This window comes from Thermacetogenium phaeum DSM 12270 (assembly GCF_000305935.1).
In the GTDB taxonomy this organism is placed as follows: Bacteria; Bacillota; DSM-12270; order Thermacetogeniales; family Thermacetogeniaceae; genus Thermacetogenium; species Thermacetogenium phaeum.
Window position 1 is genome coordinate 1,175,377 of the sequence record NC_018870.1, and the last position, 23,534, is coordinate 1,198,910.

The window sequence follows — 23,534 nt, forward strand, 5'->3', positions numbered from 1 at the left end:
GTTACCTAAATTTTTCCCCTGAAATTTTAGGGGTTCATCCGAGAGGTTAATAATTTTTAGGAAGAGGGAACGTTTGAAAATGGCTGTTTTGGTGGAGATCATCGCAACTGGCGATGAGCTTTTGATTGGGGAAAAGGATAACACGACCACCCCTTTTCTGGTCAGACAGGTAGCCTTGCTCGGCTATGAAGTAAGAAGAACGTTAACTGTTAGCGATAACCTTAATGATATTGCCGGTGCAGTGCGCGAAGCACTGCACCGTGCTGATCTCATCTTCGTAACGGGGGGGCTGGGGCCAACCCCTGATGACGTGACAAGAGAGGCCGTTGCCGAGGCAATTAAGAGGCCGCTCGAATTCCGCTCTGATATCTGGGAGGAGATTCAGGCCGGTTTGCTCCGACGCAGCAATTCCGTCCCCCCCTCCAATATGAAGCAGGCTTACCTTCCCTGCGGTGCCGAACCCTTATCCAACTGCCTAGGAACTGCTCCGGGCTTCATAATACCAATCACCAATAAGACTATTGTGGTTCTCCCCGGACCACCTGGGGAGGCCAGAGAAATGTTTTTAAGGGAGGTTAAACAGTACCTGAGCAGACGCTATCCGCCTGTGTCCGGCCGAAGGGTCTGCGTGTTTAAGACCTGCGGCCCAGGAGAAGCGGTTCTGCTGGAAAGGCTCAAAGAAGTGCTGGCAGAAGCCAAAAAGATGGATGTCGGCATCAGCTTCCTCCCCCAAGGAGGGGAGGTCCATCTCGTTCTCAAATGGAATGACTCCCTGAAGAGGGCTGGTGCCGTTGAGCAGCTTAAGGAAAGGCTAATGAAAGTCCTGGGAGAGGACCTTTACGGTCTGGACGAAGATACCCTGCCTGGCAAGGTTGGGGAGTTGCTTTCGCAGAACAGCTTAACTGTGGGGGTCGCCGAATCCTGTACAGGGGGGCTGGTGGCGAATTATCTAACGGATGTACCCGGAAGTTCCCGTTATGTTCGGGGTGGGGTTGTTGCCTATACAGAGGAGGTTAAAATGCGGGTCCTGGGGGTGCAGGAATCGACGCTGAACCGATATGGGGCGGTGAGCCTGCAGACGGCCAAAGAGATGGCAGAGGGGGTCCGGCGTCTTACGGGAGCCTCCATCGGGTTGGCCACGACGGGGTTTGCCGGCCCTGAAGGGGGAACCCCCGACGATCCCGTGGGAACGGTCTACCTTGGATTGGCAACACGGGATGATGTTGTCGCTCAAAGGATCTTCTTTCCGGGGTTAGGGAGAATTACCGTCAAAAGCATAGCAGCTAAGAGAGCTCTTGATCTGTTGCGCAGGTATCTGTTATCCCTATCAGAGGGCGGTTCGTCATTATGAAGAAGGTGCGCTCCTTTCTCGCCATTCCGCTGCCTGAAGAGCTGAAGAGGAGGATTTATCGAGGTCTCACTCCAATCCGGCGGCTTGCCCTGGATGTGAAATGGGTAGAGGAAGAGAATTATCATCTGACTTTAAAGTTTTTTGGCGACCTCACCCCCGATCAAATCCGGAGAATAAAAGTGATTCTGCCGGCATTGATTGGCGCAGAAACTCCTTTTTATCTGTACTGTGGCGACAGTTACCTTTTGTTTCCTGATCAGAATCGCCCGCGGGTCTTTTCCCTTGCCCTTACAGGAGATCTGGAGGCCCTGCACAGGCTTCAAAAGAAAACAGAGCGTGAGCTTGTCAAAGCGGGTTTCCCAGCTGAAAAGAAGAAATTCCACCCGCATATCACCCTGGGCAGATTTCGTTCCCTCCGCAACAGTCAAGACCTGTTCCACCTACTTCAAGAAAACGCCGCACTTCCTTTTGAGGAAGAGTTTCCAGTTCGGGAAATCATTCTCATGGCAAGTGAATTAACGCCTCAAGGGCCTCGCTATAAACCCCTAGCAGTCTTTCCCCTCCGAAGGGAGTGAGAGGATTAGGATTGTTGTTGTTCGTTTATTGACAACGATTCCCAAGTAAAATATAATGTTTACGAACATTTGTTTCGAAAGGGATGGGGAGAATGAACGACAAGCTCAAGGCTTTAGAGTTGGCGCTGTCTCATATTGAGAAAGCCTTTGGTAGGGGCTCCATTATGCGTTTGGGGGATACGCCTGCTCAGCTCAATGTCGATGTGATCCCTTCGGGCAATCTCCCGCTGGATCTGGCCCTAGGGGTAGGCGGGATACCGCGGGGAAGGATTATAGAGATTTATGGGCCCGAATCCTCTGGAAAAACGACCGTTGCCCTGCATGTGGTTGCTGAAGCCCAAAAAAGAGGTGGAATGGCCGCCTTCATCGATGCCGAGCATGCCCTGGATCCTGTTTATGCCCAGGCTTTAGGGGTCGACATCGATAACCTCTATGTCTCCCAGCCCGACACAGGTGAACAGGCTCTGGAGATCACGGAAACCCTTGTGCGCAGCGGCGCTTTGGATGTTATCGTCATCGACTCCGTAGCTGCTTTGGTGCCCAGGGCTGAACTGGAGGGGGAAATGGGAGATGCTCATGTGGGCTTGCAGGCCCGCCTCATGTCTCAAGCCCTGAGGAAACTGACGGGTACCATTAGCAAGACCAAAACGACGGCCATTTTTATCAATCAGATCCGAGAAAAGGTAGGGGTAATGTTCGGCAATCCCGAAGTGACAACGGGTGGGAGAGCGCTTAAGTTTTACGCATCAGTGCGCTTAGAAGTCAAAAAAATCGATTTAATTAAACAGGGAACGGATATCGTTGGTAGTAGGACGAGAATCAAGGTTGTTAAGAATAAGGTTGCCCCTCCCTTTAAACAGGTTGAATGTGATCTCATGTACGGTAAGGGTATTTCCCGGGAAGGAGGCCTCCTCGACTTAGGGTTGGAATTCGGTATTATCTCCAAATCGGGTTCATGGTTTGCTTACGGGGAGGAGCGCTTGGGACAGGGACGTGAAAATGCCAAAGAATTTTTGAGGGAGCATCCGGAGATTGCCCAGGAGATAGAGCAGAAAATCAGGGAAGTGACGAGCATAAAGCAGGGCATTTTCAGAACCGGAAGCGCGTTTAGTGATGAAGATGTTACCCCTCAGGATTAGGAGAACCTTCCGGCTCTTTCTTGACACACTCCGGAAACGATAATAGAATTTATAAAGCGGAAACAGTGGATAGAACTTCTACCACAGTTTATTTAGTATTACAAGTGGTCGGTAATTCTAATCAACTAACGGAAATCTGAAATGTGGAGAAGTTTCTATGTAAACCGAGTTTCTACTCGGTTTTATTATTAAAATTAACGATATGAGGGCTTGATTGGAGGGAGGTGAAAGGCATTTCTCTGACAACGTCGGTTTATGTGGTCTTAGCTGTGATAGCACTCCTGATAGGGGTTCTCTGCGGATATTTATTGCGCAAGTACCTGGCAGAAGCCCGTATTGCTTCCGCTGAGGAAGCGGCCAGGCGCATTATCGAGGAAGCCCAAAAAGAAGCAGATGCCAAAAAAAGAGAAGCAATACTTGAGGCAAAAGAAGAAATCCATCAGATGCGCACTGATGCCGAACGGGAAAACAGGGAGAGGCGTAACGAAATCCAGCGCCAGGAGCGGCGCTTGTTACAGAAGGAAGAAGCGCTGGACAGGAAATTAGAAGGCCTGGAAAAGAAGGAAGAGAACCTGTATAAAAAGGAACAGGAGCTTGCTCATAGAAGCAGTCAGCTGGACGAGCTGTTGAAAAAGCATGTGGCAGAACTGGAGCGCATCTCCGGTTTGACAACGGAAGAGGCCCGGACTATTCTTTTGAATAACGTCCGGGAAGAAATTAAACGGGAAACGGCTCTCATCATTAAAGAAGAAGAGGCGCGGGCCAAGGAAGAGGCCGATAAACGGGCAAGGGAAATAGTGACGCTGGCGATTCAGAAGGGTGCAGCCGACATAGTAGCAGAAACGACTGTGTCCGTTGTTCCTCTACCCAATGACGAAATGAAAGGGAGGATTATCGGCAGGGAGGGGAGGAACATCAGGACCCTGGAAACATTGACTGGGGTTGACCTGATAATTGATGATACTCCGGAGGCCGTGATTCTCTCCAGTTTTGATCCGATTCGGAGGGAAACTGCCCGCATTGCCCTGGAAAAGCTCATTGCAGACGGTAGGATCCATCCGGCCCGGATCGAAGAGATGGTGGAAAAAGCCCAGAAAGAGATTGAGCAGAAGATACGAGAAGAAGGAGAAGAGGCTGCCTTTGAGGTCGGTGTTCACAACATTCATCCCGAGCTGATCAAGCTTTTAGGTAGACTTAAGTTCCGGACAAGCTACGGACAGAATGTGCTCAAACATTCCCTGGAAGTAGCTTACCTCGCAGGCGCCATGGCCTCCGAACTCGGTGCCAACGCTCAACTGGCGAAGCGTGCCGGATTGCTTCACGACATCGGCAAGGCAGTCGATCATGAGATTGAAGGTCCTCATGTTACCATAGGGGCTGATCTTGCCCGGAAATACCGTGAAAATCCGGAAGTTATCCACTGTATTCTGGCTCACCACGGGGATCAGGAGCCGGAAACCGTTGAGGCTGTGCTTATTCAGGCCGCCGATGCCATATCGGCTGCCCGCCCCGGTGCCCGCCGTGAGACGCTGGAGGCGTACTTGAAGAGACTGGATAAACTGGAAGAAATCGCTGATTCCTTTGAAGGAGTGGAGAAATCTTTTGCCATTCAAGCAGGGCGGGAGGTCAGGATACTGGTCAAGCCCGAGGTCATCGATGACATTCAGGCCGCGCACCTGAGCCGGGAAATTGTTAAGAAGATTGAGGACAGCCTGGAATATCCTGGTCAGATCAAGGTGACCGTGATCAGGGAAACCAGGTATGTGGATTACGCGAAGTAAAACCGGTTAAACGCTAGATCTCTAAATTGCTGCATGCTTTTGGACTGCATCAGGTAACACCTGTTCGGTAGCAAGCTCCCGGGTCGACGGTAACCGGGTATAAAAAGGGGTCATCTTGCGATGCCCCCTTTTTAGTTGGCTCGGCTTATCTGTCGGCCTGCGAAGATGAAGTGAACCGTCTCCCGGTGAGCAGCAGGCCTCGCTTGCTTTCACCCCTCGGCTTCAGCTGGATTAGGGGTGAAATATCTGAGATGGTGCATTTTGCGGTAAGATGCTAGAAAAGGAAATCGATAGGTAGCAGGATTTATTCGATCTTTGGAGAAAATATCTCATTATGTTAGCACTCCTTGAGGCTGAAGAGGAAGGGATTAAGTTGGAAGTTGCAAACCGTCAAGGTGACAGCAGCGCTCCCCAGATCGCTAATCTGTTGACATCACTTTTAATCTATTATCCGGAAATTGCTACCATTAATCTGGATCCCAGAAAACAAATAATCAAGTTTACATTTTATCTGAAGAATGCAATTTCCCCGGAGAAAATAAAGATGGCACAGAACTACCTGAGGCAATCCATGGATGCCTATTATTATCTTTGTAAAATGAAGGTTGCGGTATCCACTTTCTTCTTTGAACCTTTGGAATCATTTACTATTCTGGAGTTCCAAAGGGATGTCGGTTCTCTCTCTTTAAAAGAAATTAATCTGCTTATTGCTTTGTTGCGTGAAGAGTTGGGAGCGACCTTGGTAACAGATGAGGATGATGACCTGCAGGTCGATGATATGGCCTTGCATGAAGAGCTGCTCGGTTATATGCTGGAAAGTGTCAAGCAGAAGCGTGCCAATATCGAGTTGATTGCTCTGCGTGATGAGGGAAAAGTGGTGGTGTACAACAAGTAATCGTGCCAGGAGGTTATCTATTTGCGGATCCTCTTTCTAGGAGATATTGTCGGTCGTCCCGGCCGGCGGGCCGTTAAGGAGTTGTTGGTTTCACTGCGGGAGGAATATGCTCCCGAACTTGTTATTGCCAACGGCGAAAATGCTGCCGGTGGGACGGGCATAACCCGGCAAACTGCTGATGAGCTTTTTGGTGCCGGAATCGATATTTTAACTATGGGGAACCATGTCTGGGATCAAAAAGATGTCTATAATTTTATCGAAGAGGAGAAAAGGATCGTTCGACCTGCCAACTACCCTCCGGGTACGCCTGGGAGAGGATATCTGCTTGCGCACACGCAAAGTGAAACTAAAGTTGGAATTATCAATCTGTCCGGTCGGGTCTATATGCCGCCCTTGAGTTGCCCGTTCCGTATGCTGGACGAAATACTTCCTTTGCTCAGGAAGGAGACGCCTGTAATTATAATTGATTTCCATGCGGAAGCTACTTCAGAAAAAATGGCTTTAGGATGGTATGTTGACGGAAGAGCCAGTGCTTTAATCGGAACCCATACCCATATCCAGACCGCTGACGAGCGGATTTTGCCGCAAGGAACGGGTTATATCACTGATGTAGGGATGACAGGGCCTTGCGATTCGATCCTTGGGGTTAAAAAAGAACCGGTGATCAAAAAATTCGTGACGATGCAGCCTGTGCGGTTCGAGGTTGCCGGCGGCCCCGTACAGCTGAATGCCGTGTATTTGCAGATCGATCCAGATAATGGCAGAACATTGATAATAAAAAGAATACAGATCTTCAAAAATTAACCTTGCAATATATTTCCATCGGTGCTATCATTAAAAATATAATGGCATAAATATATTCATTAGAGGGAAATTCAATAGGGGAGGTTGGGTCTGTGGAAGTATTGAAGGTGTCAGCAAAATCCAGCCCGAACTCTGTAGCCGGTGCCTTGGCAGGGGTTTTGAGAGAGAAGGGCTGCGCAGAACTGCAAGCAATCGGGGCTGGGGCTTTAAACCAGGCTGTAAAGGCTGTAGCGATTGCAAGAGGCTTTGTGGCTCCCAGTGGTGTGGATCTCATTTGTATCCCTGCATTTACGGACATTGTTATCGACGGTGAGGAAAGGACGGCAATCAAGCTCATTGTAGAACCCCGTTAGAGGAATAATATATTTATAATTGATTTATATTATTTTATATTATTGATCGCAGCCTGTTTATTTTGCTGAAAATAAACAGGCTTTTGTTATTTATTATTATTAAAGGGAAGTGTCTTCAATGATTGTAGATATGCACTGTGACTCGATTCTTGCCGCCTACGTTAACCGGTATTCGCTGGCGGAACAAAGCCAGGACGGCCACCTGGATCTTCACAGACTCCGGCAGGCGGGAGTCAAGATCCAGTTCTTTGCTTTATTTCCCGGGATAGCACCCTATATGAATCCACTGCAGCAAGTGCTTCTCCTGGGGGACTTTTTCTGGGAGCAATTAGCGTCAGAGGGGGTGTACTGGGATGTTATTACTTTTGGGAGACAGCTTCTGGATGTCTTGCATGGTGAAAGGAGCGGTGCCATTTTGACCGTCGAAGGGGGGGAGGCCTTACTGGGGAACATCCGGCTGTTGAGCGTTTTATACCGGTTTGGTGTGCGCAGTCTTTGCCTGACCTGGAACAACCGCAACGAAATTGCCGACGGTGTGGACGAGACGAAAACCGGAGGTGGGTTGACATCCTTCGGCAGGGATGTCGTAAAAGAGATGAATCGTTTGGGGATGCTTATCGATGTTTCCCATCTTTCCGAAAGAGGATTCTGGGACGTGTTGGAATTGAGTGAAGCTCCGATAATTGCCTCTCATTCCAACTGCAAGGCTGTATGGGATCACCCCAGGAATCTTACAGATGACCAGATCAGGGGGATCGCTCAGAAGGGGGGGGTTGTCGGGATAAACTTTGCTGCCGAACTGGTTGGCCCTCCTGGTTGCGGTTTGGAGTATTTATACCGGCATATCGATCACATCAGCAGCCTGGTTGGTGACGATTATCTGGGTTTTGGTTCCGACTTCGACGGTACCGAGAGGCTGGTTAGAGGGGTCAAGGATGTTAATTCTTTTCAAGAAATTATTGCGATGCTGATAAAAAATGGCTACTCGGAGGCAACTCTCCGCAAAATCTGTAGCGATAATTGTGTGAGGCTGCTAAGACAGGTTCTTCTGTAGAATCTGCTGTAGCTGGCTCTGCAGAGAATGAGCAAAGGAGAAGATTCAATGTTTGCCGACCTTCATGTGCACAGCACGGCTTCAGATGGAAGTGATGAACCAAAAAAAATTGTCAATATCGCTCTTTCTAAAGGGCTTTCTGCGATTGCCTTGACCGATCATGATACAACAGACGGAATAGAGGCTGCTCTCGCTGAGGCTCGAGGAACGGGGTTGCAGCTGATACCGGGGGTGGAGTTGAACACCGATTGGGAGGGTACAGATATCCATATTTTAGGCTATTACGTAGAATATCGGGCACCATTTTTCCTGAATACACTCGCTGAGATGCGCCGGAGCCGGCTGACGCGCGCCGAGGGAATGCTCGCCAAGCTGGCCGATCTGGGAATCAGGCTGCGCTTTGAGGATGTTGCCAGGATTGCCGGAGAGGCGGCGATTTGCCGCCCTCACATTGCCCAGGCAATGGTGGAAGCAGGCTATGTGGCCTCGAAAAAAGAGGCCTTCGAGAGATATATCGGCCGCGGATTACCGGCCTATGTACCGCATTCCAAATTGGATCCCTTTACCGCGATCGCCGTGATCGAAAAGGCAAAAGGTGTTCCCGTGCTGGCTCACCCAGGCCTTGCCGACAGGGATGATCTGATACCGGCTCTCGTAAAAAAAGGGCTTCTCGGTTTGGAGGTCTATTATCCTCTGCATACCCCCGAGATGATTGAGAAGTACCGATGGTACAGCAAAAAGTACGGCTTGGTGATGACGGGCGGTACCGACTACCACGGCCCTGATTCCGATTACCCTCCTTTGGGTTCTGTGTCTGTCCCTATGGAAACGGTGGAAAAGCTTCAGAGGCTGCATAGTTTTATCGATTAAATCATCAGCGGAGAAGGAATCCCCGTATTTGTAACGAAATCTTAAAAGGGCGTGTCATTTTATCGAAAGCACGGGGGTTAGAAGATGCTGAGATTCAAAAATGTGAAGTTCTTGATCCTGGGGACGGTTATTGTCGGTTTTGGGGTTTTATCTTCACCTGGTCCTTCACATGCCCAGAGCTATACTGTCAAAAAAGGTGATACCCTGTGGGGAATTGCCTGCTCTTTTCAGACGACGGTGTCGGCGATCAAAGAGCTGAACAATCTCACGGGGGATCTTATTCATCCTGGAAAGGTACTGCAGATTCCAGCGGTATCTGGTCAGACTCAAGCGGGAAATAATAATGCGGCTGCGGCGGGAGCGAGTAATCATGTTGATAAATATACTGTTCAACAGGGGGACTGTCTCTGGTTGATTGCCCAGAAATACGGGGTTCAGGTGGCAGCTCTGAAGGAGGCCAACAACCTTCAAAGCAATCTTATTTATCCCGGGCAGGTCCTGATTGTTCCCGCAACCAGGAGCGGGGGCGGAACTGACAGCGTAGTTTCCCCTGCCCGTGGAGCGGCTTCCTCTGTTGTCGATACCGCCAGGAGGTTTATCGGGGTTCCCTATGTTTACGGCGGTAGCAGCCCTGTAAAGGGATTCGATTGTTCGGGATTTGTGCAGTATATCTTCTCGCTACACGGCGTCAAACTCCCCCGCACCGCCGATGCTCAGGCACGGAGCGGAAAGAGGATAGAAACTCCTGCCCCAGGAGATCTGGTTTGTTTTTCCGAAAATAAAGGGTACGTTTCTCATGTTGGCATCTATATCGGGAACAATTCCTTTATTCATGCCAACCGCGGCCAGGGAGTGACTATAACATCCCTGTCGGATAACTGGTACCGCACCCGTTATGCAGGAGCCCGTCGAGTTCTGTAATCTCGGAGTGATGGATTTGAATATCGGAAATCTGTCGGAACTGACAATTGAGAAACTGTGGTCCGGCTTTGAAAAGGTCGGTTACATCGCCGAAGAGGAGATCATCATCCCCGTTTACCTCTCCCTGCGTCTGGAAAAACCACTTTTAGTTACCGGAGCGCCGGGTGTCGGCAAAACCGAAATCGCCAAGGTGCTTGCCTCAATTTTTCAGACAGATTTGATCCGCCTGCAGTGTTATGAGGGGCTCGATGAGACTAAGGCGCTCTACGAGTGGAACTACCAAAAGCAGCTGATCAAAATTCAGTTGACTAAAGAGAGCACCGAAGAGCTTGCCGAACACGATCTTTTTTCCCGGGATTACCTGCTGGAAAGGCCTTTACTAAAGGCGATCCAGGCACCCCGCAAGGTGGTTTTGCTGATCGATGAGATCGATAAAACCGATGAGGAGTTTGAAGCATTTCTTTTTGAGGTTCTTTCCGATTTTCAGGTTTCCGTACCGGAATTAGGTACCTTGAAGGCAAAATTCATTCCGGTAGTCGTCCTCACCAACAACGGGGAGAGGGAACTTTCGGATGGCTTAAAAAGAAGATGTGTCTACCTTTACATTGACTTTCCCAGTATTGAAAAGGAGCTGAAAATAATTAAGGTTAAGGTTCCCGGGATAGGTGCGCGGCTGGCCGAAGAGGTTGCTCTGGTTGCTCATCATTTAAGGCACGATTTCGATTTTAAGAAGAAACCTTCAATTTCGGAAACGATCGACCTGGCCAACGCCCTTGTCATTTTGGGCGCCGCAAAACTGGAGCAGGACCATATCAGGCGCACCCTCAACCTGCTGCTCAAAGATCAGGAGGACATCGATCTTTTTAATAAGGAAATGGGGCCGGCCGGGCTGATCGAAAAAATCTCCAAGAGGTAGGTTATGCAAAACTATCTTGAATATAATTTCGCTCGATTTGTGCATATACTCCGGCATCTGGGAATCAGGGTCAGCATCCGGGAGTCGCTGACGGCGCTAAAGGCCCTTTCGCTGATCGACATCCTTAACCGGAAGCATGTCAAGCTGGCCTTGTCAGCCCTGCTGGTTAAAAATTACGACGAACAAATAGTCTTCAATCAGGCCTTTGAAAGTTTCTTTGCGGTGCCTGAGATCAAAGAGCGGCAACAGCAAATCTGGGAGGAGAAACAGAGGGAAGACCGGCTGCTGCTCGAAGAGGCAGAAGCAGATCTGTCGTATAAGGGGACGGCGCTGGATTTGAGCGAGGAGGAAAAGCTTTTTTACGCCCATTTGCCGGAAGAGGGGAAAAAAAAGATCCGGGAATACTTGGCTGCCAGCAGCCTTCCGGACGACCGCTTCAGCAGGTTTAAGCCGATGCTTGAATGCCAGGTGCGTGGTTCCTTGCGCTACTGGAAGCAGCGGCTGGGGGAGACCGACGATAATCACGTGCTGCGCAGCAGAGATGCAAGCGATCCTGTTATCGCCTCCATTATTGAAGATCTGAAAGAAGACAGCAGCCTGCTTTATGAGGACATGAAGAGGATCGGGAATGAGGATCTTCCCAAAATAACGAACATGCTGAAATCACTATCCCGCAAAATGGCAACCAAGATCTCTCGCCGTTACCGGGTGAGCAGGAAGATCGACAGGCTTGATCTCAGGCGCAGTATTAAGGCCAATGTGCGCTACGGCGGTGTAATATTTAAACTTCAGTACAAGCGGAGAAGGATCCAAAAGCCCAAACTGCTTCTCATCTGCGACGTTTCCGGTTCCATGTCTCGCTATGCCGCCTTTGTCATTCAGTTCATCTATGGTTTGAGTGCAGCGGTTAAAAACATCGACAGCTTTGTGTTTGCTGAAGAGCTGGAATGTGTCACACCCTATTTTAGCAGGCGCCGACCCTTTGAAAAGACCATGGTAAACCTTATTGGGAAGTGCCGCACCTGGGGAAAGGGAACCAATATCGGTGCTGCCCTAGGCGCATTGCGTGTAAAATACCCTCTGCTCCTGACTTCTCAGACGGTCGTCATAATAGTCAGCGACACCAAGACCCTGGAGATCGAACGCGCCAGGGAGGAACTGGTAAAACTCAAGCGCTCCGTCAAGGACATCCTCTGGCTGAACACCCTGCCGAGGGAGGAATGGAAGGATTTGCGAAGTGTGCGTGAATTTCAGGGGCAGTGCCGGATGTATGAGTGCTATACCCTCGCCCATCTGGAGAGGATCATCAGAAAGCAATTTCTCGATTAAGGGGCGAAGAGCTTGAAGCCGAACTTAAATTACGAGAAACTGTCTTTTTTTTATGACCTGCTGATGCAGGGGATCGACTACGAAGCATGGGTCAGTTATGTGGAAGAAATTATTGAGCGTTTCCGGGGAGAGGTGGGCTCGGTAGTGGATCTGGCGTGCGGCACGGGGAGTTCTGCTCTGCCGTGGGCGAGGCGTGGCTACCGTACCTTTGGGGTCGATCTCTCCGCTGAGATGCTTGCACTGGCCCGGCAAAAAGCGGCGCAGGAGGGATGTCAGATCACTTTCCTGCAACAGGACCTGAGCTTTTTGAGGCTGCCGGAGGCGGTGGATCTGGCCGTTTGTTTTCAGGACGGCTTCAACTACATCCTGGAACTCCCGAATTTAAGGCGGGCCTTCCAAGCGGTATTTAGAAATCTCAATAACGGGGGTCTTTTTGTTTTTGACCTGAATTACCTGCCTCAGATTCTCTCTGAGAGCGAAGGATCTTCCGCCGCCTGGGGCGAGGGGTATTCCTTCAGCTGGCGTACCAGGTATTTGAAGGAAGAGAGGATTTGGGAGATTGTTGTCAGCGGGGAGGTCAAAAGGAATGGAGAGCACATTGAGTGTTTCTCCGAAACTCACCGCGAGCGCATCCACGAACCGCAGGAGGTATGGTCCCTTCTCTGCGACAGCGGGTTCGTCGTGCAGGGCAATTATCAGGCTTTTACATTCAATCCGCCCCATGAAGGCACACTCAGGGTTGTTTATATAGCTCAAAAAGTCAAGATTTAAGAAAAGGGGTTCCATATTTCCATGAAACGAGGTAAATTCATCTTTATCACCGGTGGTGCCAGGAGTGGGAAGAGCAGCTTTGCAGAAAAAGTGGCCTCCTGCTTGAGTGAGGAGGTCACCTATATAGCCACCGCCGAGGTTCTGGATGAGGAAATGGCGGCAAGGGTAGCCGAACATCGCCTGAGGAGGCCTCCTGGCTGGCGCACTATTGAAGAACCTCGCAGGGTGGCGGCGGTGCTGGAGAAAGTCGGGCAAAAGGATGGGGTGGTCATCATCGATTGCCTGACACTTCTGATTGCCAATCTGCTTTTTCCTTCGCCGACAGATGGCGATGTCCAGGAGTGTCAGAAGGAGAAGGTGCTGCAGGAGATCAGGCATCTGGCACGGGTTGCCTCCAGCTGCAGGGCGCACGTCGTCATTGTATCCAATGAATTGGGGTTGGGTGTGGTTCCTCCCTATCCGCAGGGGCGGATCTTCCGCGATGTTACCGGCTGGTCCAACCAGATCATGGCCAGAGAAGCCGATCATGCCTTTTTTCTCATTTCAGGAATGGCCATTGACATCAAAGCGCTGCACAGGGAACCAGAGTCAGTCCTGGATGGAAGGGATGGAGCCGGAGGATGAGAAGCTTTTTCTGTGCACTTGCTTTTTTAACAAGAATTCCTGTACCCGGAGGGCTCGACTACGGCGCGGATGCATTCCGGAAGAGCCTTTTCTTCTTTCCCCTTGTCGGGGCCGTCCTCGGCGCCCTTTTTGCAGGGAGCTGGTTTTTTCTCGGCAAATTTTTTCCCCCAGTCATCATCGCCGCCTTGTTGCTTATGATCTCTGTTCTCTTGACCGGAGGATTGCATCTGGACGGTTTAATGGACACTGTAGACGGGGTCTACGGGGGGAGGACCCGCGAGGAAAAACTCGCCATTATGAAAGACGTCCACGCCGGTTCCTTTGGGGTCATCGGTGTTGTTCTCGTCTTGCTTTTGAAATTCAGCGTTTACACTCAGATCAGCCGGGGTTTTCTTCCATATCTGATTGCCGCTCCTGTGCTGGGAAGACAGGCGCTGGTCTGGCTGCAGGTTCTTTTCCCTTATGCGAGGAAAAACGGCCTCGGCAAGCTCTTTGACGCTAATGGCAGTGTTTCGCTTTTTGCAGCAACTACAGGTATGACACTGGTAATTCTCTTTCTCTTGTTGCGGCTATCCGGACTCATTCTGTTTTTAATTACAGGGGTTTTCATCCTGCTTTTAGGCGGTTGTCTCACCAGGTTGCTGGGCGGACTGACCGGTGATACCTATGGGGCTTCCTGTGAATTGACGGAAATCATTGTTCTGCTGGCAGCATTTCTTCTTAGCTGTTAAAATTAGAGAAAACAATTTATTTTGCGTTCCCGGAAACCGGATTTCGGATCCGGCCGGATCAAATCACGGTGGGGATCGTCGCCAGTAGCCGCTTTGAATCCTTGGTTTCCACCGGGGATTTATCTACCCAGCGCTAATTATTGACCGATAGGCTGTCGTTATCCGTAGTGAAAGTATTTCCCGGGACAGCTAGGGTTTTTGAGATAGTTTTACGGTTACAACAGGAGGTTGCTGATTTGACCAGATTGCTTCTAGTACGCCACGGCCAAACCCTCTGGAATCATATTTCCCGGTACCAGGGGCATACGGATGTGCTGCTCAGCGATACCGGCCGCGAACAGGCCAGGCTTCTGGCCAGGAGGCTGGCAGCCGAAAAAGTTGCCGCCGTTTATTCCAGCGACCTCAAGCGGGCCTTGGAGACGGCAGAGATTCTGGCTGCTCCCCATTGGCTTACGGTGAAAGAAGTGCCGGAGTTGAGAGAGATCCATTTTGGCGTTTGGGAGGGGCTGACTTTTAAAGAAATTCAGGAGAAGTATCGCGATCTGGCTGAAAGGTGGTATCAGTACCCGGCCACCGTCCGCATTCCGGAAGGGGAGACCTTTGAGGAATTGAAGGAGAGGGCCTACGGAGCCATCTTGAGGCTGGTTGCAAAGCATCCATCCGACACGATTATCGTTGTGACGCACGGCGGCACCATCAGAACCATTATCTGCAGCCTTTTGGATATCGATTTGAATCATGCTTTTCACATCCGTCAGAACAACGGAGCATTGAATATCATCGAATTTTATGAGGGGTACGGTGTACTGACACTGCTCAATGATACCAGCCACCTCGACTGTCAAGAAAGTCGCTGAACCGATTGTTTCTCTAAGGTAAAGATGCTAAAATGTAGTTTAAATATCGGGGGGAAAGAGAAAGGAGTTCTTGCCGTGATTGAGGACAGATTTGAAAAAACAGGGCTCACCTTTGATGATGTACTCCTGATACCCGGCAGATCGGAGGTGCTGCCGCGGGATGTGGATATTTCCACCTATCTGACTGCAGAGATCAAGTTGAATATCCCCGTTCTCAGTGCGGGGATGGACACGGTAACTGAGAGCAGGATGGCCATCGCGCTGGCCCGTGAGGGCGGGATCGGGATTATCCATAAAAATATGCCCCCCGCCCAACAGGCGAGGGAGGTAGACCGCGTCAAGCGTTCGGAGCATGGAATTATTACAGATCCGATCTCTTTAAGCCCTCAACATCTGGTGAGAAACGCCTTGGAAATGATGGAGCATTACCACATTTCGGGGGTCCCCATTACGGTAGATGGCAAACTGGTAGGGATTATCACCAACCGCGACATCCGTTTTGAGGATGATCTAGACCGCCCGATTCATGAAGTGATGACTAAGGAGAACCTGATTACGGCGCCAGTAGGGACCACCCTCCAAGAAGCCAAAAATATTTTGCGCCGCCATAAAATCGAGAAACTGCCGATTGTCGATGAGAATTATAACCTGCGCGGTTTGATTACCATTAAGGACATCGAAAAGGCGCGCCAGTATCCCAATTCTGCAAAGGATGCCAAAGGACGACTGCTGGTCGGCGCTGCTGTCGGCGTCGGTGATGATCTCGAAGAACGCCTGTCTGCACTGGTGGAGGCAGGAGTTGATGTGGTCGTGGTGGATACCGCCCACGGGCATTCGGTGGGCGTTATTAAAGCCGTGGAAAAGATCAAAAGCCTGTATCCCGATCTGCCTTTGATTGCAGGCAATGTGGCCACCGCAGAGGCTACCAGGGATCTCATCCTGGCAGGAGCGGATGCGGTAAAGGTCGGGATTGGGCCCGGTTCCATCTGCACCACCAGAGTGGTAGCCGGAATCGGTGTTCCGCAGATAACAGCTGTGATGGACTGTGCCCGGGAAGCAAAGAAGTACGGGAAACCAGTAATTGCCGATGGCGGAATCAAGTATTCCGGTGACATCACCAAGGCTCTCGCTGCCGGAGCTGATACGGTGATGCTGGGCAACCTGCTGGCGGGAACGGAAGAAAGCCCCGGTGAGGTGGAAATCTATCAAGGCAGAAAATATAAGGTCTACCGGGGTATGGGGTCTTTGGGCGCTATGCGTTCGGGGAGTGCCGACCGTTACTTCCAGCAGCAGACTGATAAGCTTGTCCCGGAGGGTGTGGAAGGGCGTATCCCTTATCGCGGAACGGTGTCGGAAATTGTCTACCAGCTGATAGGGGGGTTGCGCGCCGGTATGGGTTACTGCGGTGTGCGTAACATAGAGGAACTCCAAACCAAGACGAAATTTGTGCGAATCACCAACGCCGGCCTAAGGGAAAGCCACCCCCATAGTGTAGATATTACCAAAGAAGCCCCCAACTACAGTTGATTGAAAGGCGGGAAAGTGATGTGATGAGATATGTTCACATCGGTTGAGGAACTCCAGCGAAAGCTGGCCGAACACAATTACCTTACCGACAGGAATGTGGCCACGGTGGTTTACCTGGCTCTCAAACTCCAGAAACCCCTTTTAATTGAGGGGCCGGCTGGTGTAGGAAAAACGGAACTGGCCAAGGTTCTCGCCGCTGCCACCCAGAGCAGGCTGATCCGCCTGCAGTGCTATGAAGGGTTGGATGAGGCCAAAGCTCTTTATGAATGGAACTATCAGAAACAGCTTCTCTGTCTTCAGGTTAAACAGAATCAGAGTAAATCCTGGGAAGAAGCCAAAGAAGATATTTTTACCCCGGAATTCCTTCTACGACGCCCGCTCCTCTTGGCCCTGGAGTCCAGGGAACCAGTAGTTTTATTGATCGACGAGGTTGATAAGAGTGACGAGGAGTTTGAGAGCTTTCTGCTGGAAATACTGTCTGACTATCAGATTACCATCCCTGAAGTGGGGACGATAAAAGCGACTCAAATTCCCGTAGCGGTTCTTACAAGCAACAATTTCCGTGATTTTGGCGATGCTCTGAAGCGAAGGTGCATACACCTTTATCTTGATTATCCGTCTTTTGAGCGGGAGCTGGAAATAGTCAGACTTAAAGTTCCCGGAATTCAGAACGCACTGGCCCAGCAGCTCGTCAGGTTTATCCAGGTGATTCGCAAGCAGGACTTGAAAAAACCTCCCAGTATTGCCGAAACGATCGACTGGGCGCGGGCACTTCTGACGTTGGGGGTCCAGCAGATCGACGAGGAGATAGTTCAAAGCACTCTCAGCCTGATTCTAAAATACCAGACTGACATAGAAAAGCTGCTCCCAAAGGTATCCTCACTCCTTCCCGAAGATTAAGAAGGGGTTAGAATGCTCGACGAGAAGATCCTGGAATTCGCCAGGTTGCTGCGTAAGGGGGGGATCGGCGTTTCCTTTACGCAGATCGCCGATGCTCTGAGGTCGGTGGCCTTAGTGGGCCTGGCCTGGGATGACTTCTATACCGCCTTGCGGTGCACCCTGATCAAAGAACAGGCAGATAGGCCGCTTTTTGATAAGTTGTTTCGCCTCTTTTTTCTTACCCAGAGCGGTCAAAACGCGCATGATAACCTCCACCTGGAGGAGGAAACTGCGGGGCAGATGCAGGGAACGCCCGAACTCGTCCAGAGCGCCGACGGAAAGGGCATGGGGAGAGGAGGGGGAGCCTCACCCTATCTTCTGCTCGTGAAAGCCGTTCGGGAGGGCAATTACAGCATGCTGCGCCAGCTGGGAGAAATGGCGGTAAAGGGTTTGGGAGAACTGGAGAGGGGAAGCCTGCCCAAACTGGATGACCTGGTAGTTCAGGCCAAGGTTGCCATAGGTTGGTATCAAGCTGTCAACAGGCTCGAACGGATCCGGATTCAGGAAGGAATAGGAGCAGTTGTTTATGCCAAGTGGATGGCTTGTCTGGACTTTCTGGATGGGTATATTAAAGAGTTGCTGGAGGATATCTTTGTCAAGAAGTACGGCAAGGATGCCCTCGAAGAGATAGCGGCAGCTGCTAATATCAGGGAAAAAGAGTTTTACAGACTGGACAATCTGGAAATTCAAGAGATACGCAAGCGCATCACCAGACTGGCCCGCAAGCTGGCCTCCAAGTATACGAGGCGCTATCGAAGGGCAAAATACGGTAAGATAGACTTAAGAAGAACAGTCCGGCAGGCATTGATAACCGCAGGCACTCCTATGCGCCTGAAATATCGGAGGAAGGTCGTCAGCAAGCCGGAAATCGTGCTTTTATGCGATGTTTCCGGTTCGGTCGCTCTTTTCAGCGAATTTATGCTCCAGCTTGTCTATACCATTCAGAACAGGTTCAGCGCCGTCAGGTCTTTTTTATTTGTGGATTTGATCGACGAGGTTACCGATTACTTTAAGAACAAGGATATCAAGGAAGCCATCGAGGAGGCTTTTTCGAAAGCTCGCTATTCCTATTCGGGATTTTCCGATTACGGTAAAGTATTCAGCATTTTTGCCAGAAGATATCTGTCGGGGATTCCCCGCAGCTGTACTTTGATCATACTGGGGGATGCCAGGAATAATTACCGATCAGATGAGAAGGAATTCCTCAAAGAGATTCAGGAACATGTCAGGAAGATCCTCTGGTTTAACCCCCAGCCCCGCGAGCAGTGGAACAAAGAGGACAGCATCATGAGAGTATACTCTCCTTTCTGCTACCAGGTCTTTGAATGCGGCAACCTCAGGCAGATGGAGGATGTCATCGAGGCAATTTTATGAGCTGGCCAACTTCCACCCGACACCGGCCTTCCCATCCCTGCCCCGGTTGCGTTGACGCCCTAATTCTCTTGTGTTAGATTTATATTAACAACAAATAAATAAGGGGGGGAGGGGATGAGAGCTTGCTTTCCAACCAGGAGATTCTCATCAGAATGCTCGTATCTCTCCTCGTCGGTCTCATTATCGGTTACGAAAGATCTTGGAATCAAAAGCCCGCCGGCGTCCGCACCTACTCGCTCGTCTGTATCGGCTCCACCCTTTTTATGATTATCAGCGCTTACGGCTTGCCTGGGACATCCAGTCATGTGATAGGCTTTCGCCTTGACCCGGGGCGTATTGCCGCCCAGATCGTTACGGGCATCGGTTTTCTGGGGGCTGGCGTGATCTGGAAGGATAGAGGCACGATTCGTGGTTTGACGACTGCGGCCAACCTGTGGGTAAGTGCAGGGCTGGGAATGGCGATTGGCGCAGGGATGTATTTCCTCACTTTGGTCAGTGTTATTTGTATTTTCTTGGCCTTGTACAGCTCTCCGATCCTCTGTCGGCTGGGATTATTGAAATATCCACCCGATGAGGGGGGAGAAAATTGAGGAGATAGAGCGTTTTGATCGTATTTATGGAAAATGAGAAGGTCGTTTGTCCTCTTTTCGCTGGTTAGGCTATTTAAGTATCAACCGGAATACTTAACAGGAGGCGAACGACCTTCTCGTTTTTTATTTTTTGTTTGATAAAAAATTTTATACATTTATTTAAGTAGAGTAGACCCTGGCATATCATCTTTAGGTCTGGCCTATCCGTTTGTCTCCCCGTTTCCTCTGGGAGTGCCTCACTAGCCAAACCATGGGAGATATGCCAGAAGCCCCTCATCGAACCGTACGTGCAGTTTTCCCGCATACGGCTCACCGACACCATTCGCATCAAGCTTTCGCGGGCTGCCAGGACGGCGCAAGGCTGTATAGTCCTTTCTTGTGCAGGACATGGAAGACCCCTGGCTTGAAGGTCTTACTCGGCCGCTGGCTTGCTTTCCACCACACCCGATAAAAGCGGGCGGTGATGAAGAAGTCCAGGTCCCAAAAGATCCGGGTGATGCTGCTCAAAGAGTAGTAATTGTGCCAACCGCGCAGTATGGGGTTCAGGGTATTGATAATCCCATCTAGTCCCCACCACAGGTTCTGGCGACTGACTATCTCCCGCACCTTGGCCTTAAGACGCTGGCAGGCCTTGTGGTTGGGTTTAAGTTGAACAGACCTGTGGCGGGTATTCCACATGTAAATGGTGTATCCCAGGAAGTTCAACTCTTCCCCAGCGCGAAGGTTAAGGATGCGGGTCTTCTCCCGGTTTAAGGTTAGTCCCAAAGCAGCGATGGTTTCCTCTACGGCCTCCTGTACCGGTTTCCCAATATAGCGAGCCAGCACCACAAAATCATCGGCGTAACGTACCAGGCGGGCGTTATATTTAACGTACGGCCCTTGGGTACTATACCAGTAGCGGTCCAGCTTGTTCAGGTATATGTTGGCCATCAAGGGTGATAGAGGCCCTCCCTGGGGCGTTCCCTGCTGGTTCTTCTTGCCTTGACGGGGTCCGCCTGGTTCAACTACTGGTGCCTTGAGCCAGCCTTTGATGAGTTTCAGGATCTGATGGTCGGCTATCCTTGTCGCCAGAGCCTGCATCAGGGGCTCATGGGGAATGGTATCGAAGCACTTGGATAGGTCAGCGTCGTAAACTGCCATAAACCCCTGTCTTATATGCTGGCAGATCTGTTTGATGGCCTGGTGGGCGCTTCTTTTGGGCCGGAACCCATAAGAGCAGCCCATGAAATCGGCTTCAAAGATGGGCTCAAGAACGATCAGACAGGCCATTTGGGCCACCCGGTCCCGGATGGTGGGTATCCCCAGGGGTCTTAATCCCCCGTTGGCTTTGGGGATGTACACCCGCCTGATGGGCTGGGGGTGGTATTGCTTTTCCCGGAGTTCTTTCTCCAGGCTGGCCAGGAAGGCCTCTACGCCTTCACCTTTTTCGATGTCTTCGAAGCTTCTTCCATCTACTCCCGGTGCACCGCCGTTTTGCTTACAGCGGCGCCAGGCTTCTTTCAGAATGTCTGACCGGTAGATTTTGTCGTAGAGGCTGTAGAACCGGAACTCCTTCTCTCGCTTGGCTTTGATGTAGAGCTTGCGCTGGAAAGTGCGGACGGTATCTTCATCCCGTAGTAGTCCGGTGGACAATCGGAGTCCTCCTTTTCATGCAAGCGTTGGTGAAGCAGCGCCCCTTCCCTCCGGCAAGTTATGCTGTCCTGCCTTCCCTGGTACTATAGGCGCCTCCGACTCCCGACGGCGCAGGTCAGAACTTCAGCTCTTCACCTTATATCTGACCCCTGGGTTGCCATCCCGACGCCGCCGGGTCTCCCGAGTTCCCGGGTCATGCTTTGAAGACGTGCCGCCCCTAATCACCACGGCTGCTCCCGCCGTTTCTTCCTCCCGTTGCTCCACAGCGGATGACAGGCTTCCCCATTATGGGGCAAGGTCGCCAGCAGCAACTGCGTTTTCGAGGCCACCTCGGGTTCACTTGCGTTACGGCCCGCCTTCCGTCTCGATCCTTGCGGACCTTTGTCAGGCAGCTTGGCGTTTCGGGTTACCCCTGCCCGCCTGCCTCAGACTTCGCGGCGAACGGGAAATTACCGCGGTGGGCACTTTTCAGCCCACTAGCATAATCCGAGCTTGGCTCGGCGCACCCCACATTTCGCACCCTGAAATGAAAACGACCTTTAATTTTATGATGGCTAAAAATGGCAACTAATAAAAGCTAGTTGGCATAAGGAGACCTCCCATAATTCGTACCGCAGTAAATCTCTTCACTGAAACCGGCAAGATGCAAAAGCCGGCGGATATCTTCGGTCCACTGGTTCTCCGGAACCTGATGGATAAAACCGGAATCGGTTTCAATAGTGGCTATGGTAAGGGGTTTCAGCATCTCCAGCAGCATTGTCCCCGTTGGGCTGAAAGACTTGCGCTTCCCGGGGATCGCCAAAGGCTTACTTTCTTTGGCGAGATTACGCCGCACCCGGCGCTGCAGCAGGGCATAAATCAGTAAGGCCATCAGGAAGACATAGCCTATAGCCACCACCCGTTCCGGGTTCTTGACGTAAATCCCATCCACATAAACCGGATTCTTCAGGAAGCGGAAAGACAGTTCTACTGCAGTCTGGTTTTTGTATTCCCGCAGCACATCAGCGGGAGAAAGCTCTTTATCATCAAGAATGTTCGTAATCAACACGAAAGTAGCGGCTTTTGCCTTGAGCTCCTTGACAAACTCCTCATTGACAGAGACCAGAGAGGGAACCACGCGATAATAGGTCTGATAGTTCACCGGCTCACCCTTGCGAGGCCGCCCCACCCGGCGCTTGATCACCTGCTCCTCTTTGATTTCGGTCTTCAATTCAAAGAGCGGTGAAGCGTGCTTTGCCAAAAAGATCTCCAGTTCTTTTTTGGCATCGGCCTCGCAGAAGAATTTCCTTTTAGCAAGCTCATCACAGGCAGAAAGCAGCTCCGACTTCCTGGTTTCGATCATCTTCTTGATGCTTTTCTCTTTCTTCTTGTCCAGGGATGAGGAGTGCACTACGATGAACCGGTAGGTGTGGCCGTTGAGTTCCCTGACCGCCTGCTGGATCCTGTAAACTGCGGCATCCTTTTTCTGTACGAGACTGCCCAGGTGCTGCCACCGGTTCTCCGACCATGCCCAGTCTTTCAGTTCGGCGGAGATGCTGAAAGTTTCCGGCAGCCGTGAAATGAAGGGAATCTTCTTTTCAAACAGGAGATCAAGGTTGTCATTGGTGACCAGGGCTGAATCAGCAACGTAGATTCTTTTGCCGCTATCGCAAGGCAGCATGGCTTGCAGCCGGTCAAGGACCTCTTTATTCCATTTCTTATCGCTCATGTTGCCGTCACGCATTTCCCCAAAGATGGGGATCCCTTCGCCGGTAGTGATGAGGCCGTAAAGAAACTGCTTCAGGTCAGGGCGGCGGTCTTTGCTGTAGCCGTAGGTGATGTCGAGTAAATGGTTATCTTCATCTTCCCAGTCGTACTCTCCGGCAACTGAGATGGAAGTGGTATCGGCATGAACAACTCTGGTTTCAATCCGGTGCACTTTAATGGCCGATAAGGCCAGAGCCAGGTAAACCCTGTTGGGATGGGCTTTGGCCAGTTTGGTAAGGGCTCTGCCCAGGGCATCATCATTGAACGCATCAGCGGTTATCCCCTCACCGAAGAGCACGCTGAGGTTCATTTCACGATAGAACTCTTCCACCCGGTAGAGAGGTTTTCTGGCCGTCAGGACGTTGATGACGAGCGCCTCAATCAGTGTACCGGGAGACAGGCGGCACTGCTTTGGATCCCACGTAACCATCTCATCGATGATGTCTCTGAGTTTAATCTCCCGGCAAAAGGCTGCAACCAACGGGGCAGCACCGGCATTCAGGATCTTGAATTTGGGTATGAGGCTTCTCATTCGAAATTCCCCCGATTATTGTCATTAGGGGAAAATTCGCGGAATTTTCTGGAATTCCTCCTTGCTCTGAAAATTTTTTTAAAAATTTTTTCTTAATGAAATGGCAGGGTGCGGAAGATGGGATTTAAAATTTCTTGAGGTGGATTTTGGGATTTCGGAATTGGGCACTGTTCGGTTACAAGGGGTCCGCATAAAACACGAGAGGAAAGAGAAGAATGTAAAA

General features: G+C 50.8%; 22 protein-coding genes. 20 read left to right on the top strand and 2 right to left on the bottom strand.

Going from position 1 to position 23,534, the window contains the following annotated elements; all coding sequences use genetic code 11:
• The first annotated feature begins 79 nt into the window (after positions 1 to 79).
• The 20 genes from TPH_RS05800 (at position 80) to TPH_RS05895 (ending at position 19,401) form a co-directional block, all read left to right on the top strand.
• Positions 80 to 1,351 carry a competence/damage-inducible protein A gene (locus TPH_RS05800; RefSeq protein ID WP_028991034.1) on the top strand — a complete coding sequence of 424 codons (1,272 nt, stop codon included), beginning with the start codon at positions 80 to 82 and terminating at the stop codon, positions 1,349 to 1,351.
• A complete protein-coding gene (gene thpR, locus TPH_RS05805) occupies positions 1,348 to 1,926 on the top strand; it encodes an RNA 2',3'-cyclic phosphodiesterase (protein WP_015050260.1) in 579 nt (192 codons plus the stop codon). Before TPH_RS05800 ends, thpR begins: the two co-directional genes overlap by 4 nt.
• 92 nt (positions 1,927 to 2,018) lie before the next feature.
• Positions 2,019 to 3,065, top strand: coding sequence for a recombinase RecA (gene recA / locus TPH_RS05810; protein WP_015050261.1), 1,047 nt, complete (start codon positions 2,019 to 2,021; stop codon positions 3,063 to 3,065).
• A gap of 224 nt (positions 3,066 to 3,289) precedes the next feature.
• Positions 3,290 to 4,846, top strand: a complete 1,557-nt coding sequence (rny, locus tag TPH_RS05815; protein WP_015050262.1) for a ribonuclease Y — start codon at positions 3,290 to 3,292, stop codon at positions 4,844 to 4,846.
• A gap of 373 nt (positions 4,847 to 5,219) precedes the next feature.
• Positions 5,220 to 5,741 (top strand): hypothetical protein, encoded by a 522-nt coding sequence (locus TPH_RS05820; protein WP_148275863.1) that lies wholly within the window; start codon positions 5,220 to 5,222, stop codon positions 5,739 to 5,741.
• A 21-nt stretch (positions 5,742 to 5,762) separates the two neighbouring features.
• Complete coding sequence (locus TPH_RS05825; RefSeq protein ID WP_015050264.1) at positions 5,763 to 6,545, top strand: TIGR00282 family metallophosphoesterase; 783 nt, start codon at positions 5,763 to 5,765, stop codon at positions 6,543 to 6,545.
• A gap of 92 nt (positions 6,546 to 6,637) precedes the next feature.
• Positions 6,638 to 6,898 carry a stage V sporulation protein SpoVS gene (spoVS, locus tag TPH_RS05830; RefSeq protein ID WP_015050265.1) on the top strand — a complete coding sequence of 87 codons (261 nt, stop codon included), beginning with the start codon at positions 6,638 to 6,640 and terminating at the stop codon, positions 6,896 to 6,898.
• A 118-nt stretch (positions 6,899 to 7,016) separates the two neighbouring features.
• On the top strand, positions 7,017 to 7,952 hold the full coding sequence (locus TPH_RS05835) for a dipeptidase (protein WP_015050266.1): 936 nt from the start codon (positions 7,017 to 7,019) through the stop codon (positions 7,950 to 7,952).
• A gap of 48 nt (positions 7,953 to 8,000) precedes the next feature.
• Positions 8,001 to 8,822, top strand: coding sequence for a PHP domain-containing protein (locus TPH_RS05840; protein WP_015050267.1), 822 nt, complete (start codon positions 8,001 to 8,003; stop codon positions 8,820 to 8,822).
• An 84-nt stretch (positions 8,823 to 8,906) separates the two neighbouring features.
• Positions 8,907 to 9,743 (top strand): C40 family peptidase, encoded by an 837-nt coding sequence (locus tag TPH_RS05845; RefSeq protein WP_015050268.1) that lies wholly within the window; start codon positions 8,907 to 8,909, stop codon positions 9,741 to 9,743.
• Between the two features lie 16 nt (positions 9,744 to 9,759).
• Positions 9,760 to 10,659: an AAA family ATPase gene (locus TPH_RS05850; RefSeq protein ID WP_236608828.1), complete on the top strand. Its 900-nt coding sequence runs from the start codon at positions 9,760 to 9,762 to the stop codon at positions 10,657 to 10,659.
• Positions 10,660 to 10,662: 3 nt separating this feature from the next.
• Positions 10,663 to 11,988: a vWA domain-containing protein gene (locus TPH_RS05855; RefSeq protein ID WP_015050270.1), complete on the top strand. Its 1,326-nt coding sequence runs from the start codon at positions 10,663 to 10,665 to the stop codon at positions 11,986 to 11,988.
• A 12-nt stretch (positions 11,989 to 12,000) separates the two neighbouring features.
• Complete coding sequence (locus tag TPH_RS05860; protein ID WP_015050271.1) at positions 12,001 to 12,759, top strand: class I SAM-dependent DNA methyltransferase; 759 nt, start codon at positions 12,001 to 12,003, stop codon at positions 12,757 to 12,759.
• A gap of 21 nt (positions 12,760 to 12,780) precedes the next feature.
• Entirely contained in the window at positions 12,781 to 13,383 is a 603-nt protein-coding gene (cobU, locus tag TPH_RS05865; RefSeq protein ID WP_015050272.1) for a bifunctional adenosylcobinamide kinase/adenosylcobinamide-phosphate guanylyltransferase, read from the top strand.
• A complete protein-coding gene (gene cobS, locus TPH_RS05870; RefSeq protein WP_015050273.1) occupies positions 13,380 to 14,114 on the top strand; it encodes an adenosylcobinamide-GDP ribazoletransferase in 735 nt (244 codons plus the stop codon). The genes cobU and cobS overlap by 4 nt, the downstream gene beginning before the upstream one ends.
• Positions 14,115 to 14,350: 236 nt before the next feature.
• Positions 14,351 to 14,971, top strand: coding sequence for an alpha-ribazole phosphatase (cobC, locus tag TPH_RS05875; RefSeq protein WP_015050274.1), 621 nt, complete (start codon positions 14,351 to 14,353; stop codon positions 14,969 to 14,971).
• 78 nt (positions 14,972 to 15,049) lie between these two features.
• A complete protein-coding gene (gene guaB, locus TPH_RS05880) occupies positions 15,050 to 16,498 on the top strand; it encodes an IMP dehydrogenase (protein WP_028991031.1) in 1,449 nt (482 codons plus the stop codon).
• 30 nt (positions 16,499 to 16,528) lie between these two features.
• Positions 16,529 to 17,398 (top strand): AAA family ATPase, encoded by an 870-nt coding sequence (locus TPH_RS05885; protein ID WP_015050276.1) that lies wholly within the window; start codon positions 16,529 to 16,531, stop codon positions 17,396 to 17,398.
• Positions 17,399 to 17,410: 12 nt separating this feature from the next.
• Positions 17,411 to 18,811: a vWA domain-containing protein gene (locus TPH_RS05890; RefSeq protein ID WP_015050277.1), complete on the top strand. Its 1,401-nt coding sequence runs from the start codon at positions 17,411 to 17,413 to the stop codon at positions 18,809 to 18,811.
• 122 nt (positions 18,812 to 18,933) lie between these two features.
• Entirely contained in the window at positions 18,934 to 19,401 is a 468-nt protein-coding gene (locus TPH_RS05895) for an MgtC/SapB family protein (protein ID WP_015050278.1), read from the top strand.
• Positions 19,402 to 19,728: 327 nt separating this feature from the next.
• Here the strand turns inward: TPH_RS05895 and ltrA are convergent, their stop codons facing one another.
• Together ltrA and TPH_RS05905 are read right to left on the bottom strand one after the other, a co-directional pair.
• Positions 19,729 to 21,033, bottom strand: a complete 1,305-nt coding sequence (gene ltrA / locus TPH_RS05900) for a group II intron reverse transcriptase/maturase (RefSeq protein ID WP_015050279.1) — start codon at positions 21,031 to 21,033, stop codon at positions 19,729 to 19,731.
• A 577-nt stretch (positions 21,034 to 21,610) separates the two neighbouring features.
• Complete coding sequence (locus TPH_RS05905; RefSeq protein WP_015050280.1) at positions 21,611 to 23,311, bottom strand: IS1634 family transposase; 1,701 nt, start codon at positions 23,309 to 23,311, stop codon at positions 21,611 to 21,613.
• Positions 23,312 to 23,534: the final 223 nt, after the last annotated feature.

Coding starts and splice junctions, on each gene's coding strand:
- TPH_RS05890 (WP_015050277.1), top strand. CDS start 17,411: ATGCTCGACGAGAAGATCCTGGAATTCGCCAGGTTGCTGCGTAAGGGG.
- TPH_RS05800 (WP_028991034.1), top strand. CDS start 80: ATGGCTGTTTTGGTGGAGATCATCGCAACTGGCGATGAGCTTTTGATT.
- recA (WP_015050261.1), top strand. CDS start 2,019: ATGAACGACAAGCTCAAGGCTTTAGAGTTGGCGCTGTCTCATATTGAG.
- TPH_RS05905 (WP_015050280.1), bottom strand. CDS start 23,311: ATGAGAAGCCTCATACCCAAATTCAAGATCCTGAATGCCGGTGCTGCC.
- TPH_RS05835 (WP_015050266.1), top strand. CDS start 7,017: ATGATTGTAGATATGCACTGTGACTCGATTCTTGCCGCCTACGTTAAC.
- TPH_RS05840 (WP_015050267.1), top strand. CDS start 8,001: ATGTTTGCCGACCTTCATGTGCACAGCACGGCTTCAGATGGAAGTGAT.
- thpR (WP_015050260.1), top strand. CDS start 1,348: ATGAAGAAGGTGCGCTCCTTTCTCGCCATTCCGCTGCCTGAAGAGCTG.
- cobU (WP_015050272.1), top strand. CDS start 12,781: ATGAAACGAGGTAAATTCATCTTTATCACCGGTGGTGCCAGGAGTGGG.
- TPH_RS05885 (WP_015050276.1), top strand. CDS start 16,529: ATGTTCACATCGGTTGAGGAACTCCAGCGAAAGCTGGCCGAACACAAT.
- TPH_RS05845 (WP_015050268.1), top strand. CDS start 8,907: ATGCTGAGATTCAAAAATGTGAAGTTCTTGATCCTGGGGACGGTTATT.
- TPH_RS05855 (WP_015050270.1), top strand. CDS start 10,663: ATGCAAAACTATCTTGAATATAATTTCGCTCGATTTGTGCATATACTC.
- cobS (WP_015050273.1), top strand. CDS start 13,380: ATGAGAAGCTTTTTCTGTGCACTTGCTTTTTTAACAAGAATTCCTGTA.